General features: G+C 67.4%; 13 protein-coding genes. 5 read left to right on the top strand and 8 right to left on the bottom strand.

All coding sequences use genetic code 11. From position 1 onward, the window contains the following. Positions 1-11: 11 nt before the first annotated feature. Positions 12-977 carry a GlxA family transcriptional regulator gene (locus K368_RS0102435; protein WP_027170999.1) on the bottom strand — a complete coding sequence of 322 codons (966 nt, stop codon included), beginning with the start codon at positions 975-977 and terminating at the stop codon, positions 12-14. Positions 978-1,095: 118 nt separating this feature from the next. Here K368_RS0102435 and K368_RS0102430 point away from each other — a divergent pair, with 118 nt between their 5' ends. Together K368_RS0102430 and K368_RS0102425 are read left to right on the top strand one after the other, a co-directional pair. After that, on the top strand, positions 1,096-1,773 hold the full coding sequence (locus tag K368_RS0102430) for an HD domain-containing protein (RefSeq protein ID WP_027170998.1): 678 nt from the start codon (positions 1,096-1,098) through the stop codon (positions 1,771-1,773). Between the two features lie 300 nt (positions 1,774-2,073). Next, the gene (locus K368_RS0102425; RefSeq protein WP_027170997.1) at positions 2,074-3,459 is read left to right on the top strand and encodes a dipeptidase; all 1,386 of its coding nucleotides are present in this window, start codon (positions 2,074-2,076) and stop codon (positions 3,457-3,459) included. Positions 3,460-3,519: 60 nt separating this feature from the next. Here K368_RS0102425 and K368_RS0102420 read toward each other — a convergent pair whose 3' ends face one another. The 6 genes from K368_RS0102420 to K368_RS0102395 all read right to left on the bottom strand — a co-directional run bounded on the left by K368_RS0102420 (position 3,520) and on the right by K368_RS0102395 (position 8,730). Further along, positions 3,520-4,200: an AAA family ATPase gene (locus K368_RS0102420; protein WP_027170996.1), complete on the bottom strand. Its 681-nt coding sequence runs from the start codon at positions 4,198-4,200 to the stop codon at positions 3,520-3,522. Positions 4,201-4,427: 227 nt separating this feature from the next. Continuing rightward, positions 4,428-4,835, bottom strand: a complete 408-nt coding sequence (locus tag K368_RS0102415) for a DoxX family protein (RefSeq protein ID WP_027170995.1) — start codon at positions 4,833-4,835, stop codon at positions 4,428-4,430. 168 nt (positions 4,836-5,003) lie between these two features. Next, a complete protein-coding gene (gene cynS / locus K368_RS23720; protein WP_051439725.1) occupies positions 5,004-5,492 on the bottom strand; it encodes a cyanase in 489 nt (162 codons plus the stop codon). Positions 5,493-5,553: 61 nt separating this feature from the next. Further along, a complete protein-coding gene (locus K368_RS0102405) occupies positions 5,554-6,516 on the bottom strand; it encodes an ABC transporter ATP-binding protein (protein WP_027170994.1) in 963 nt (320 codons plus the stop codon). 9 nt (positions 6,517-6,525) lie between these two features. Beyond that, positions 6,526-7,365, bottom strand: coding sequence for a nitrate ABC transporter permease (ntrB, locus tag K368_RS0102400; RefSeq protein ID WP_027170993.1), 840 nt, complete (start codon positions 7,363-7,365; stop codon positions 6,526-6,528). 3 nt (positions 7,366-7,368) lie between these two features. After that, positions 7,369-8,730 carry a CmpA/NrtA family ABC transporter substrate-binding protein gene (locus tag K368_RS0102395; RefSeq protein ID WP_027170992.1) on the bottom strand — a complete coding sequence of 454 codons (1,362 nt, stop codon included), beginning with the start codon at positions 8,728-8,730 and terminating at the stop codon, positions 7,369-7,371. A gap of 159 nt (positions 8,731-8,889) precedes the next feature. On the opposite strand from K368_RS0102395, the gene K368_RS0102390 reads away from it, so the two are divergent. Then, positions 8,890-10,806 (top strand): sigma 54-interacting transcriptional regulator, encoded by a 1,917-nt coding sequence (locus K368_RS0102390; protein ID WP_027170991.1) that lies wholly within the window; start codon positions 8,890-8,892, stop codon positions 10,804-10,806. Positions 10,807-10,945: 139 nt separating this feature from the next. Next, positions 10,946-11,524 (top strand): PilZ domain-containing protein, encoded by a 579-nt coding sequence (locus K368_RS0102385; RefSeq protein WP_245259475.1) that lies wholly within the window; start codon positions 10,946-10,948, stop codon positions 11,522-11,524. A gap of 8 nt (positions 11,525-11,532) precedes the next feature. On the opposite strand, the gene K368_RS0102380 is transcribed toward K368_RS0102385, so the two are convergent. Beyond that, complete coding sequence (locus K368_RS0102380) at positions 11,533-12,459, bottom strand: LysR family transcriptional regulator (protein WP_027170989.1); 927 nt, start codon at positions 12,457-12,459, stop codon at positions 11,533-11,535. A 129-nt stretch (positions 12,460-12,588) separates the two neighbouring features. On the opposite strand from K368_RS0102380, the gene K368_RS0102375 reads away from it, so the two are divergent. Continuing rightward, complete coding sequence (locus tag K368_RS0102375) at positions 12,589-13,536, top strand: ring-cleaving dioxygenase (RefSeq protein ID WP_027170988.1); 948 nt, start codon at positions 12,589-12,591, stop codon at positions 13,534-13,536. Positions 13,537-13,588: the final 52 nt, after the last annotated feature.

The following is a 13,588-nucleotide window of genomic DNA, read 5'->3' as shown; positions in this document are numbered from 1 at the left end:
GTGCGGTCGGCTCAGCGATGCAGATGCCGTCGCCGATACTCCGCGGGCGTCGTCCCGACGCGCCGCATGAAGGCCCGCCTCAGGGTGTCGGCGTCGAGGAACCCGCAAGCGCTGGCCACCTGCTTGAGAACGATCTCGTCCGTTTCCAACAGGCGGCGAACAGCCTCGATCCGGACGTTTTCCACGTAGGCGGCCGGTGTCAGTCCCGTCTCGGTCCTGAACAGACGCGCGAAATGGCGCGGACTCATCCCCGCCCGCCCCGCGAGCTTCTCGACCGCGTGATCCTCCGCGGGATACGCGGCCACCCAGCGCTGCACCTCCTGCAGGGCCGAGCGGCCGGCCGGTGCACTGAGCCCGCGGCGGCTGAACTGCATCTGCCCACCGCCGCGTCGAAAGAACATCACGAGTTGGCTGGCGACCCGGCGCGCAATCTCCGGGCCGAGATCCTCCTCCACGAGCGCCAGCGCGAGGTCGAGTCCCGCGGTGACCCCGGCCGCCGTCCTCAGCGGACCGTCGAAGAGGCAGATCGCATCGGCCTCGACCGACGCCTCCGGGTAGCGCGCCGCCAGCACCTCTGCCACGGCCCAATGCGTCGTCACCCTCCGACCGTCCAGCAGGCCGGCCTGACCGAGCAGGAACGCCCCGCTGCAGACCGAGCCGTAGCGCCGGCAGCGCCTCGCAACCGTCACGAGCCAGTCCAGGAGACCGCCATCGACGTCCGTCTCGTGCATGCGCGGCGCTCCGGCGACCAGCAGGGTGTCGAAGCACATCGGATCGGCACCGGGAGCCACGAGATCCGCGACGAGGCGCCGTCCCGACGACGTGAGGATCGTATCGGCGCCCGTTCCGACGACGGCGAGATCGTAGACGTCCTCGCCGCTTTGGATGTTTGCCTCGGCGAAGACGTCGAGCGGGCCGGCCACATCGAGCAATTGGACCCCGGGAAGGGCGAGGATGGCGACGGGTCGGGGCGCCATCGGAGCTCCATGGCTGAGGATGCATGAAGGATGGCAGAAAACGCCGTTAGACGACGATTGATGCCAATGATGGAGTCTCGTAGCCCGATGGGAGGATCAGCGCAAAGGAAACCCGATCATGAGCATTCCAACCTTGGCCACCGTTCCGGACAGCAAACTGGCCCGTGCCGTCACCGAGTTCGTCCGGGACACGGAAACTGAGCTCCTCTTCCATCATTCGAGCCGGGTCTACCAATTCGGTGCCCTGGCCGGCATCGGCCGCGGCCTGACATTCGACCGCGAGCTTCTCTATGCGGGCGCGATGTTCCACGACGTCGGCCTGATGCCAGACCACAGCAGCGCGGAGGAGCGCTTCGAGGTCGACGGCGCCAACGCGGCCCGCGACTTCCTGAAGGCGCACGGGGTGCCGGAGGCGGACGTCTATACGGTCTGGACCGCCATCGCGCTGCACACGACGCCCGGCATCCCGGTCCACATGCATCCGGTGGTGGCGCTCGTCACGGCCGGCGTCGAGATGGACGTGCTCGGCCTGACATACGGAGAATACTCCGACGCCGAGCGTGAGGCGGTGGTATCCGCTTTCCCGCGGACGCCCGACTTCAAGGAGGACATCATCCAGGCCTTCTACGACGGCATCCGGCACAAGCCGGACACAACGTTCGGCAACGTCAAGGCGGACGTCATCGCCGACAAGGAACCGGGCTTTCGCAAGGGCAACTTCTGCGCCTTGATCCGTCACTCGCGCTGGCCCACCGGCGCCCATTCTGCAGGATGCGGCTGCGCTCACCACGCCTGAAGCGCGGGCCCTCTCGGTGAGCGAGTACATCCTCATCCTGCGCCGCGTCCGACGGCTTCATAGCCGTGCGGTACGGTGCAGGCGCAGGGGGGGGCGCCTTGGCTTCAGATGCCGTCGACGTGGATCCGAACACTGCTCGATGCCCCGGAATCACGGTTCCGGGGGCATCGCCGCCTGAACCTTCCTCATCGAAAGCCTTCCTGCCGGGTTTGCAGTTCTGAACGGCCATGTCCGCGGTTTGCGCCCGCCCATCCCCTCGGCTAACCCTGTCGCCATCCCCGACCGCCACAAGGACCTGCGATGGCCGCCCTCGACCCGGTTCTCAACGACATCGACCGCGACCTCGACAATGCCCTGGAGCGGCTGTTCGCCTTCCTGCGGATTCCGTCGATCTCCACCGATCCAGCCTATGCCGGCCATTGCCGCGAGGCGGCGCAGTGGCTCACCGGCACCTTGACGGCGCTCGGCTTCGACACCGCCATCCACGAGACCTCGCTGCATCCGGTGGTGCTGGCGCATGCGCCCAAGCCCGGAAAGCCGCACGTGCTGTTCTACGGCCATTACGACGTGCAGCCGGTGGACCCGCTGAACCTCTGGGAGACGCCGCCCTTCGAGCCGCGCATCTCCCTGAACTCCAAGGGTGAAAGGCAGATCGTGGCGCGCGGCGCCTCCGACGACAAGGGTCAGGTGATGACCTTCGTCGAGGCCTGCCGCGCCTTCATCGCCATGGAGGGGGAGCTGCCCTGTGGCGTCACCCTCCTGATCGAGGGTGCCGAGGAGAACGGCTCGCAGGGCCTGCCCGAATGGGTCGCGGCCAACCGCGACAAGCTTGCCGCCGACATCGTCCTCGTCTGCGACACCAGCATGTGGAACTCCACCACGCCGGCCATCACCACCTCCCTGCGGGGCCTCGCCTATTTCGAGGTGAAGGTCACCTGCGCCGACCGCGACCTGCATTCGGGCTTCTTTGGCGGGGCGGCGCGCAACCCGATCCACGTCCTGTCCAAGATCATCGCCGACCTGCACGATTCGGATGGAAAGGTGGCCCTTCCGGGCTTCTACGACGGCGTGCGCGAGACGCCCCCGGAGATCCTGGAGCAATGGCGCGGGCTCGACTTCACGGCTGAGAAGTTCCTCGGCCCCATCGGCCTGTCGGAGCCGGCGGGCGAGCGCGGGCGCATGCTGATCGAGCTGATCCAGTCGCGCCCGGCCTGCGACGTCAACGGCATCATCGGCGGCTATACCGGCGAGGGCACCAAGACCGTCATCGCGGGAGAGGCCAGCGCCAAGGTCTCGTTCCGTCTCGTGGACGATCAGGACCCGGAAGTGCTCGCCAGGACCTTCGAGGCCTTCGTGCGTGAGCGCATTCCGGCCGACTGTTCGGTGGAGGTGATCTGCTACAAGGGCAGCCGCGCCATCAGCCTGCCCTTCGACATGCCCGAGCTGGACACCGCGAGGGGGGCGCTCGCCGAGGAATGGGGCGTGCCGGCCGTGACCATCGGCGCGGGCGGCTCGATCCCCATCGTCGGCGACTTCAAGCGGCTGCTCGACCGCAACACGCTCCTCATCGGCTTCGGCCTCGACGACGACCGCATCCATTCGCCCAACGAGAAGTACGATCTCAGAAGTTTCCACAAGGGCACCCGCTCCTGGGCGCGCATCCTGGCGGCATTCGGGGAACGCTGAGCGGGTTCTGTAGAAGCAGTCGCCGGTGTCGCGTCCTGCAACCCGAGACTGCGAACCCGCTCAGGACGCTTCCGCATCCGATAGGCTCATCTTCGCGTCGAGCCAGCCCCACAGGGCGCGGATCTCGTCGGCGGCCCGGCCCCGGGGCGCGTATTCGGTGACGCCGAGGCCGGAGGCCACGGCGTCCTGATGATCCACCCGATGCACGATGCTGGGTTCGGCCAGCACGCCCAGCGAACGCAACTGCGCCGCATAGGCATCGGTGCGCGGGGAGGGCGGGGGTGGGCATTGGTTGAGGACCAGGGCGAGCCGGTTCCGCATCCCGAGGCCGACGAGGGTCTGGAGGGTCGGTCTCGCGGCCACGAGGTCGAGCCGCGACGGGCGCACCGGCACGACGACGAGGTCGGCCGTGCGCAGGGCCGGGGCCAGACCCGTGGCGGTGCCTGCGGTGTCGATGACGACGACGGTGGTTCCGTTCTCCCGGCAGCCTTCCAGGATCTCGGGCATCTGCCCGATTTCCCAGGCCTGGATTCGCTCGACGGTCACTCCGCCCTTCCGGCGCAGGGCGCCCCAGCCGGCCAGCGACCCCTGCGGATCCAGGTCGAAGGCGATCACGCGCTCACCATCCTCAGCCGCCGCCACGGACAGGGAGGCGGCAAGGCTCGTCTTGCCGGTACCGCCCTTCTGCACGGCCACGGCGACGACGCGGATGCGCCGGCCGTCGGCCGGCTCTTGCGTCATTTCGCCGGCCTGCCGACGCGCGGCCCCGGAGTTTCGTCAGGCGCCATGCGACCTGCCTCCGTCACCTCGACAACCGGGCATCGGCTGCGCCCGGTTCGGGCGTGAAGGCAACACGCCTGCCGGCTTCAGGGGACGCCGTACGGCAGGGATCGTCTCTGCATCGGACGGAGCGCGGCCCCTCCGATCAATCCGGCCGGGCATCGCCGGCGCAAGCCCCGAGCCCCGGCTCAGAACCGCCCGCGGCGCTGTGCGTCCAGGCTCCACGGACCGGCGCCGGCAGCGGCGAGGTAAAGGAAGAGGAAGCAGAACAGGATGGCTGCGTCGCCGCCGTTCAGGGCTGGGAACTGGCTCTTGGGCGCATGGGCGATGAAATAGGCGAAGGCCATCTGGCCGGAGAGAATGAACGCCACCGGCCGCGTGAACAGGCCGAGGATGATCAGTGCGCCGCCGACGATCTCGAGGACGGCCGCGAACCAGAAGAGTGTGAACAGCGCCGGTGCCGCCCCGCCGCCCATGCGCACGGGAAATCCGAACAGCTTCTGCGTTCCGTGCTCGAGGAACAGCACGCCGGCGACGATGCGCAGGACGCTGAGAAGCCGGGGTGCCCAGGTTGACGAGATCGCGTTGAGGTTCATGCGGAAACAATCTCCGAGGGGGAGGACCGTGCGTGCGGCCAAGTCTCCGCAATCAGCACGAAACCCCCTCCGCCGTCGACTCGCCACGCGTGAGAAAAGTCACCGCGGCCTCCTTTGAAGCCGCGGTGCCGCTACAGTCTAGAACGCTTTCGAAGTATGGCCGCAGATTTACGGCTCCTTGAAGCCGTAATCCGGCACTCCTTCTTCATTGTCATAATATTTATACGGCAAAAACTTTCCGGACAGGTTCATTTTCACCCGGTCGCCCTTGTTGTTCGGCTCCCGTTCCATGGTCATGTTGAAATCGATGGCCGACATGATGCCGTCACCGAAATCCTCCTGGATCAGTTCTTTCCAAGTGGTGCCGTAGACCATCACCAACTCGTAGAACCGGTAGATGAGAGGGTCGGTGGGCGGCATCTGCGGGATCGAGCCGCGATACGGCGCCTCGTTCAGCATCCGCTCCTCGGATTCGGACAGGCCGAACAGCTCCGCCGCCTTCCTGGCCTGGGCTTTCGGCAACTTCATCTGTCCCATGCAGGCGGCGGTGATGAGGATCGGCGAGAGGCCGCCGATCTCCGCCTGGATATGCTTCCAGGTCCAGCCCTTCTCGCGCTTGATGTCGAGGAGCTTTTCCGTGAGGTCTTCGCGCTTCATGTGAGGTCTCCGTTCGAAATACGTGGGTGAGAGGGCGCGCGCGGATTTACGAAGCGCGGATCTACGAGGCGGCGGGGACGGCGATCGATTCCGGCCCGTCGGAACCCGGCCGCACCACCGGCGGGTGGCGCTGGTCGTAGCCGGCGGGCATGGCGTCCCGCAGGGTCTTCGAGCGGCTGACGAGGAAGTCCATCAGGTGGTTGCGCAGGGCGTAGTAGCCCGGCGCGTGATGGAGCTCGGCGCGCTCGCGCCGCTTGGGCAGAGGGTTCTCGACGATCTCGGCCACCTTGGCCTCGGGGCCGTTGGTCATCAGCACGATGCGATCCGCGAGGTAGATCGACTCGTCGACATCGTGGGTGATCATGAAGACGGTCTGGCCGGTCTCGGTGCAGATGCGGCGCACCTCATCCTGCAGGGTGCCCCGCGTCAGCGCGTCCAGCGCCGAGAACGGCTCGTCCATGAGCAGGATCTTGGGCTCGATGGCGAGCGCCCGCGCGATGCCGACGCGCTGCTTCATGCCGCCGGAGAGTTCGGAGGGGCGCTTGTGCTCGGAGCCGGCGAGTCCAACCGTGGCGATGGCCTTGCGGGCACGCTCCTCCACTTCGGCGCGGGACGCCTTGCGCCAGCGCGAGGAGACCGCATAGGCGACGTTGCCGAGCACCGTGCGCCAGGGCAGCAGGGCATGGCCCTGGAAGATCACCGCCCGGTCGAGGCTCGTCCCCTCGATGGCCTGCCCGTCTACGATGACGACACCCTCGCTCGGCGCCTCCAGCCCGGCCAGGATGTTGAGCACCGTGGTCTTGCCGCAGCCGGAATGGCCGATCATGCAGACGAACTCGCCCCGCCGCATGGGCAGCCACAGGTTCTCGAACACGGTGTTCTGCTTTCCGCCGGGGGCGGGATAGCGCCGGGCGATCCCCTCGATGGAGATGAACTTTTCGGAGTACGACATGCGGCTGGTCCCGGCGGCGGGGTCGGGAGCGGCACTCGCGGAGCGCCGCGCGAAGGGGATGAGCTTGCTCATGGCGCGACCTCACTCGGGGAAGGTGACGAGACGCTGCGCGCGCGCCAGCAACTGGTCGAGGATCATGCCCACGAGGCCGATGACCAGGATCGAGACGATCACATTGGTGATCGAGAGGTTGTTCCACTCGTTCCAGACGAAGTAGCCGATGCCGGTCCCGCCCACGAGCATCTCGGCCGCCACGATGACGAGCCAGGCGATGCCGATGGAGATGCGCATGCCGGTGAGGATCGTCGGGGCGGCGGCCGGCAGGATCACCGTGAAGGCGCGGCGGATCGGCCCGACCTCCAGGGTCCGGGCGACGTTGAGCCATTCCTTGCGCGTTCCGGCGACCCCGAAGGCGGTGTTGATCAGCATCGGCCAGAGCGAGCAGATGAAGATCACGAAGATCGCCGACAGGCTGGAATCCTTGATCGTGTAGAGGGCGAGCGGCATCCAGGCGAGCGGCGAGACCGGCTTCAGGAGCTGGATGAAGGGGTCGAGGGCCCGGCCCATCAGCGGCGACATGCCGATGAGGAAGCCGATGGGGATGGCCACCAGCACCGCGAGCCCGTAGCCCAGCGCCACCCGGCCGATGGAATAGGCGAGCTGGATGCCCAGCCCCTTGTCGTTCGGCCCCCGGTCGTAGAACGGGTCCTTGAGGTGCTTCCAGGCGGTGGCGGCGACGTCGAGGGGGCCCGGCATCGCCGATTTGCCGGTGGTGGCGCTCGCACCCATCAGGGCTGCGTATTCCGGGTCCATGGCTTCGGTCTTGGCGACCCCGCCCACCGCGATCTGCCAGAGCAGCAGGAAGGCGGCGAGGACGGCCAGGGAGACGATGCCGGCGCGGAGCGAGAGGGAGGCCTTCATGGCTCAGCCCGCCCGCTTGATGGCGAAGGAGTTCAGGTACTCCTCGGGTCTGGCCGGATCGAAGACCTTGCCCATCACCGAGAAGGATTTCGACGTGGCTGTCGGCGGGGTGAGGCCGGCCTCCTTCATCAGCCGTGCGGCGTCGGTGGCGAGGTAAACCTTCTCGGCCACCGCCCTGTAGTCGACATCGCCCTTGATCTGCCCCCAGCGCTTCATCTGCGTCATGATCCAGACCGCGAAGGACGACCACGGGAAGGCGTCGAAATCGACGCGGTCGGGCACCTTGCGGACGTTGCCCAGGCCGTCGGCGAAGGTTCCGGTGAGCACCTGCTCCACCACCGTCACCGGCTGGTTGAGGTAGTTGGCCGGCGCAATCTGCGCGGCGATCTCCTTGCGGTTCTCGATCTTCGAGGCGTAGGCCGTCGCCTCGATCACGGCGCGGAGCAGGGCGGCGTAGGTGTTGGGGGTCTGGGTGACGAAATCCTGCGAGGCGGCGAAGGCGCAGCACGGGTGCCGGTCCCAGATCTCCTTCGACAGGATGTGGATGAAGCCGACGCCGTCATAGACCGCGCGCTGGTTCACCGGGTCGGGTGCGAGGAACCCGTCGATATTGTCGGCCCGCAGGTTGGCGACCATGTCCGGCGGCGGAACAGCGCGGATCTGCACGTCGGTATCGGGGTCGATTCCTGCTTCAGCCAAGTAATAGCGCAGCAGGTAATTGTGCATCGAATAGTCGAAGGGCACCGCGAGCTTGAAACCCTTCCAGCTCTTCGGGTCGCGTCTGTCCTTGTGCTTCATCGCCAGGGTGATCGCCTGGCCGTTGACGTTCTCCACCGCCGGCATCGTGTAGGGAACGGGGTTCGATCCGACGCCGAGCGAGATGGCGATGGGCATCGGCGCCAGCATGTGGGCGGCGTCGTATTCCTTGTTCAGGGTCTTGTCGCGGATCACGGCCCAGCCGGCGGTCTTCACCACCTCGACGTTCAACCCCTGCTTCTCGTAGAAGCCCATGGGTTTCGCCATGATGATCGGCGTGGCGCAGGTGATCGGGATGAAGCCGACCTTGAGGTCGGTCTTCTCCGGCTTGGCCCCTTGCGCGAAGGCCTCGGCCACGAATTTCGTCGGGAAGAACTGGCTCACGGCGGCGAGCGCCGTCGCCGCGCCGACGCTCCTAAGGAAGGCGCGCCGCTGCGCATCCTCCGGGAACAGGGCCCGCATCACCGCGCCTTCGACGGCCCGCGTGATCGCGGCGTCGCCGGACGGAGCTTCGGCATCGTGCGCGGTTTGATCGTGATGGTTGCCGCAGGAGCAGCCCCCGCGCTTCAAGGTCAGCCGGGCGTTGAACGGATCGTCGAAGAGCGCCATGTCGCGAACCTTTCTGCGGAACGCTCTTGTCATGGCAAACGCTGTGCCAGCCGTAGCAACAGTGTAAAACACAATAGAATCATTTGGTTACTCAAAATCATATAACTACGAAATATCGTCGGATACGGTTTTTCGTGACGTGTGTTACGATATGTCGTGATGACAACATCGGTCCCGTCGCCCGCCTCGCTCTACGGCCCCGCCTTCGACAGTGCGGCGGAGGCGATGCTGGTGCTCGATCCGGTGGCCGACGAGATCCGGGACGCCAACCCGGCCGCGGCGCAGCTGCTCGGCTACGATCCCGCTGTCCTGCGGGGCATGCGTGTCACCGGTCTTCATCCCGATCAGGTGCCGACGCTCATCGTCTTCACCCAGGCGGTTCAGGCGCGGGGACGCGACTGGACCCACGCCCTCTCGCCGAGACACGCGGAGGGGCATGGTCTCCACATCGAATATAGCGGGACGATCCTGCCGGGCGAGCCGGCGCTCCTCCTCGTCAGCCTGTTCGACCTCGACGAGCGCCGCCGCCGCCTCGTGGATACGGAAGCCGATGCGCATATGCGCGCCGGCCTGACCGAGTGGCAGCGGATGGAGCGGATCTTTCGCGATATCGAGCGCGAGAACCAGCTGATCCTGCGCGCGGCCGGCGAGGGCATCTACGGGGTCAATGCCGAGGGCATCACCACCTTCATCAACCCGGCGGCGGAGCGCATGCTGGGCTGGGACGCGGCCGATCTCGTCGGGCGCGACATGCATGCCACCGTCCACCACAGCCACCCGGATGGCTGCCATTACCCGCACCAGGATTGCCCGATCTACGCCGCCTTCCGCGACGGAGCCGTGCACCAGGTCGACACCGAGGTGTTCTGGCGCCGGGACGGCACGCCGATCTTCGTGGAATACACCTCGACGCCGATCCGCGACCGAGGCCGGCTCCTCGGCGCGGTCATCGTGTTCCGGGACATCAGCCAGCGGCGCGAGGCGGACGAGCGCCTGCGCCAGGCCCTGGCGGAGGTTGATTCCCTGCGCCAGCGCCTGGAGCTAGAGAACGCCTATCTGCGCGAGGAAATCCGCGAAGGCGGGCACCACCAGGGCATCATCGGCCGCTCTCCGGCCATCGAGGCGACCCTCCGGCAGATCGATCTCGTGGCCGGCACCGACGCCACCGTCCTCGTCACCGGCGAATCCGGCACCGGCAAGGAGCTCATCGCCCGCGCCATCCACGAGGCGAGCCGGCGCCGGGACCGGCCCCTGATCCGGGTGAACTGCGCGGCGATCCCGCGTGAGCTGTTCGAGAGCGAGTTCTTCGGTCATGCCAGGGGGGCCTTCACCGGGGCCCTGCGCGACCGGGTCGGGCGGTTCGAACTCGCCGATGGCGGCACCCTGTTTCTCGACGAGGTCGGCGAGATCCCCATCGACCTGCAGGGCAAGCTCCTGCGCGTGCTGCAGGAGCGGCAGTTCGAGCGGATCGGCGAGGAGCGGACCCGCCTCGTCGACGTTCGCCTCGTTGCCGCCACCAACCGCGACCTCAAGGCCGAAGTGAAGCGCGGGCGCTTTCGCGAGGATCTCTATTTCCGCCTCAACGTCTTCCCAATCGCGGCCGTGCCTCTGCGCGAGCGGCCGGAGGATATCCCCCTCATCGCCCAGCACTTCCTCAAGGGCGTGGCTCGGCGCCTCACCATGCCCGACCTGCGGCTCACGGAAGGGGATGTCCGCCGCCTCGTGCGCTACGACTGGCCCGGCAATGTCCGCGAGCTGGAGAACATCGTCGAGCGGGCGGCGATCCTGGCCGTACGCGGGCGGCTGCGGTTCGACCTGCCCGAGGCCGAGGGAGCCGGTCCCATCGAGGGGCGGCGCCCGCAGGGCGAGGTCTCGACAGGGGCCATCCCCGCCACCGAGGCCGAGCGAAGGGCCCGCGACCGCGCCGACATCTCGGCCGCCCTCGCCTTGAGCAAGGGCCGCGTCTTCGGGGCCGGGGGGGCGGCCGAACTGCTGGGCGTCAAGCCGACGACGCTCGCCTCTCGCATCAAAGTGCATGGCCTGACGGGGGTGGGGCGGTCGGGCGGCAAGGCCTGATCCCGGTCCGTTGAACTCGTTCCGCGGGTATTGCCCATGCGCCGATTTGTTGATGAAGGGTTTTGAATCGAATTTTCGCGATCGTGAAAGCTTCGCCTGAAGACTCGCCAGCATAGGAAGGCTCAAGGCAACAAGGACCATGATGAGCGACAGGCGGTCGGAGGCGCGATACAAAGTCACCCTGCCGGCTCTCTGCTGGGGGCGGCATCGGCCAAATTTCTATGCGGTCACCGACGATCTTTCCTCGGACGGAATTCGCTTCAAGTCGTCCGTCGTGCCCGCCGTCGATGAACGACTGACCTGCAGTATCCGTCATGCCGGATCCATCGAGGCCATCGTCGTGCGAACGGAGACGTCAGCCTTCGCCATCCGTGTGCTCAGTGCCGACCATCCCCTCGGCCTCGTGGTCCAGAGCCTCCTCAGCCATGCCAGATCGCAGAATCCCCCGCCCCTGCTGACGCGTGCCTTTCCGCGTATCGTGCCGGAGAGTCAGGAGGTGCTGGTCACCACCGAGTCCGGATCGATGCGGCAGGGGCGTGTCATCAACATCTCGGCATCGGGCGTGGCCGTCTCCATGGTGGAGCCCCTCGACGTCGGCACCCTGATCGTCATCGGAAAGACCAGGGCCAAGGTCGCCCGCCGGTTCGACAACGGCATCGGCGCGGCCTTTCTCTCGCCGCTCCACGAAGACGCGGTCGGCCCGCATGTGGTGCTCTGATCACCGCCTCACGGTTGTGCGGAGGGGCCGTCGGACCAGGGTGCCGCCGCGAATCGGGCTGCCAGGAAGGCGATGAGCGCGAGGACGCGGGCGGGGCGCGGGTCGCCCGGCGGCGTGACCAGATGCAGGGCGATGGGCGGCAGGTCCCAACCGTGCAGCACCCGTTCGAGCCGCCCGGCCCGAAGATCCTCCCAGACCATGAAATCCGGCTGGACGGCGAGGCCGAGCCCGGCGCGAAGGGCAGGCGTGAGGGCATCGGCATTGTTGGCCCGCAATGGCCCGGCGGGGACGATCACCGCCTCCTCGCCCTCCCGGCTGGTGAAAATCCAGCGGTCCGGGCTCGGCAGGTAGGCGTAGCCGAGGCAGGCATGGCGGGCGAGGTCGCGCGGATGGTCCGGCCTGCCATGCCGGTCGAGATAGTCCGGCGCGGCCACGAGCGCGCGGTTCACGAGGCACAGGCGCCGCGCCCGCAGGGAGGAATTGGCCAGGGCGGCGATGCGCAGGCCGATGTCGAAACCTCCGCCCACGAGATCGACGAGGGCATCGCTGAAATGGAGATCCACCGAGACCTCCGGGTACTGGCCGAGGAAATCCGGAAGGATCGGGGCGACGTGGAGGATGCCGAACGACATGGGGGCGGCGAGCCTCACCATGCCGCGCGGAACGGATGACGAGGCCGTGGCCTGCGCCTCCGCCGCCTCGCCCTCCGCCAGGATGCGTGCCGCACCCTCACGCGCCGCATGGCCCAGCTCCGTCAGGGCGATCTTGCGCGAGGTCCGGTGGAACAGGCGGCCGCCGATCCGGGCTTCGAGGCGGGTGATTGCCTTCGAGACCGTGGCCTTCGACAGGCCGAGTTCGACCGCCGTCCGTCCGAACGCCCCCGTCTCGGCGACTTTGGCGAAGATCGCCCAGGCTTCGAAATCGGGCAGCTTCATAGGCGTGTTTCCAGAAACGATAGGTTTCCATCGTTTCTGTTTTCGTTCGGCCTGCCAAGGGCCAGATTGTCTCCATCACGAAGCGGCGCGGTGGTCATCCACCGGCCAGCGCGTCCGGGAGACACGATCATGTCCGATAACGGCCTGCACCACGTCACCGCCTATGCCGGCGACATCCAGCGTAACCTCGATTTCTATCGGCGCGTCCTCGGCCTGCGCCTGGTGAAGAAGACCGTCAATTTCGACGATCCCTCGACCTATCACCTCTATTACGGTGACGAGGCCGGCCGCCCCGGCACGATCCTGACGTTCTTCCCCGTCGCCCATGCCGCGCGGGGGCGGATCGGGATCGGCGAGACGCAGGAGACCGCCTTCCGCGTTCCCCGCGCCTCCATCGGGTGGTGGACGCACCGGCTGATCGAGAAGGGCGTCGACCACGACGCCCTGGTCCAGCTCTTCGGCGAGCCGGTCCTCCGTCTGCGCGATCCCGACGGGATGGTGCTGGCCCTGGTGGGTGTCGACGAGGTGGCCGAGGCAGCGCCTGCCTGGACCGGTGCCGAGGTTCCGGCCGAACATGCCATCCGGGGCTTCCACGGCGTCACCCTGCTGCTGAACGAGGCGGAGCCGACGGCACGGATCCTCACCGGGGTGTTCGGCTTCTCCGAGGCCGGGCGCGACGGGGCCGGGCGCGAGGGAGCGATGATCCGCTACGCCAATGGCGGCACTCTCGGGGGGTACGTCACCCTCCGGGCGGTGGGCGAGTTCCTGCGCGGCCGGCCCGGTGCCGGCTCGGTCCATCACATCGCCTTCCGGGCGAAGGACGATGCCGAGCAGGCATCCATGGTGGTCGATCTCACCGGCACCCACGGCCTCCAGGTGACCGAGCAGCGGGATCGCGCCTATTTCCGCTCGGTCTACTTCCGGGAGCCCGGCGGCGTGCTGTTCGAGATCGCCACCGACATCCCGGGCTTTGCCGTCGACGAGCCGGCCGAGGCCCTCGGTGAGGCGCTCAAGCTCCCAACCTTCCTCGAAGCGCACCGCGCGCGGATCGAGGAGGTTCTCCCCACCATCGCCTGACATGGCCACCCCTCCGTGAGGAGGGGCGGTTCCCACGCACTCTTCGCGAGGC

The organism is Methylobacterium sp. 10 (assembly GCF_000519085.1).
GTDB lineage: Bacteria > Pseudomonadota > Alphaproteobacteria > Rhizobiales > Beijerinckiaceae > Methylobacterium.
This window is presented reverse-complemented; position numbering and strand designations above follow the sequence as displayed.

Bases quoted from the DNA above. Each gene is read 5' to 3' on its own strand.
- K368_RS0102435 (WP_027170999.1), bottom strand. From the start codon at position 977: ATGGCGCCCCGACCCGTCGCCATCCTCGCCCTTCCCGGGGTCCAATTG.
- K368_RS0102430 (WP_027170998.1), top strand. From the start codon at position 1,096: ATGAGCATTCCAACCTTGGCCACCGTTCCGGACAGCAAACTGGCCCGT.
- K368_RS0102425 (WP_027170997.1), top strand. From the start codon at position 2,074: ATGGCCGCCCTCGACCCGGTTCTCAACGACATCGACCGCGACCTCGAC.
- K368_RS0102420 (WP_027170996.1), bottom strand. From the start codon at position 4,200: ATGACGCAAGAGCCGGCCGACGGCCGGCGCATCCGCGTCGTCGCCGTG.
- K368_RS0102415 (WP_027170995.1), bottom strand. From the start codon at position 4,835: ATGAACCTCAACGCGATCTCGTCAACCTGGGCACCCCGGCTTCTCAGC.
- cynS (WP_051439725.1), bottom strand. From the start codon at position 5,492: ATGAAGCGCGAAGACCTCACGGAAAAGCTCCTCGACATCAAGCGCGAG.
- K368_RS0102405 (WP_027170994.1), bottom strand. From the start codon at position 6,516: ATGAGCAAGCTCATCCCCTTCGCGCGGCGCTCCGCGAGTGCCGCTCCC.
- ntrB (WP_027170993.1), bottom strand. From the start codon at position 7,365: ATGAAGGCCTCCCTCTCGCTCCGCGCCGGCATCGTCTCCCTGGCCGTC.
- K368_RS0102395 (WP_027170992.1), bottom strand. From the start codon at position 8,730: ATGGCGCTCTTCGACGATCCGTTCAACGCCCGGCTGACCTTGAAGCGC.
- K368_RS0102390 (WP_027170991.1), top strand. From the start codon at position 8,890: ATGACAACATCGGTCCCGTCGCCCGCCTCGCTCTACGGCCCCGCCTTC.
- K368_RS0102385 (WP_245259475.1), top strand. From the start codon at position 10,946: ATGATGAGCGACAGGCGGTCGGAGGCGCGATACAAAGTCACCCTGCCG.
- K368_RS0102380 (WP_027170989.1), bottom strand. From the start codon at position 12,459: ATGAAGCTGCCCGATTTCGAAGCCTGGGCGATCTTCGCCAAAGTCGCC.
- K368_RS0102375 (WP_027170988.1), top strand. From the start codon at position 12,589: ATGTCCGATAACGGCCTGCACCACGTCACCGCCTATGCCGGCGACATC.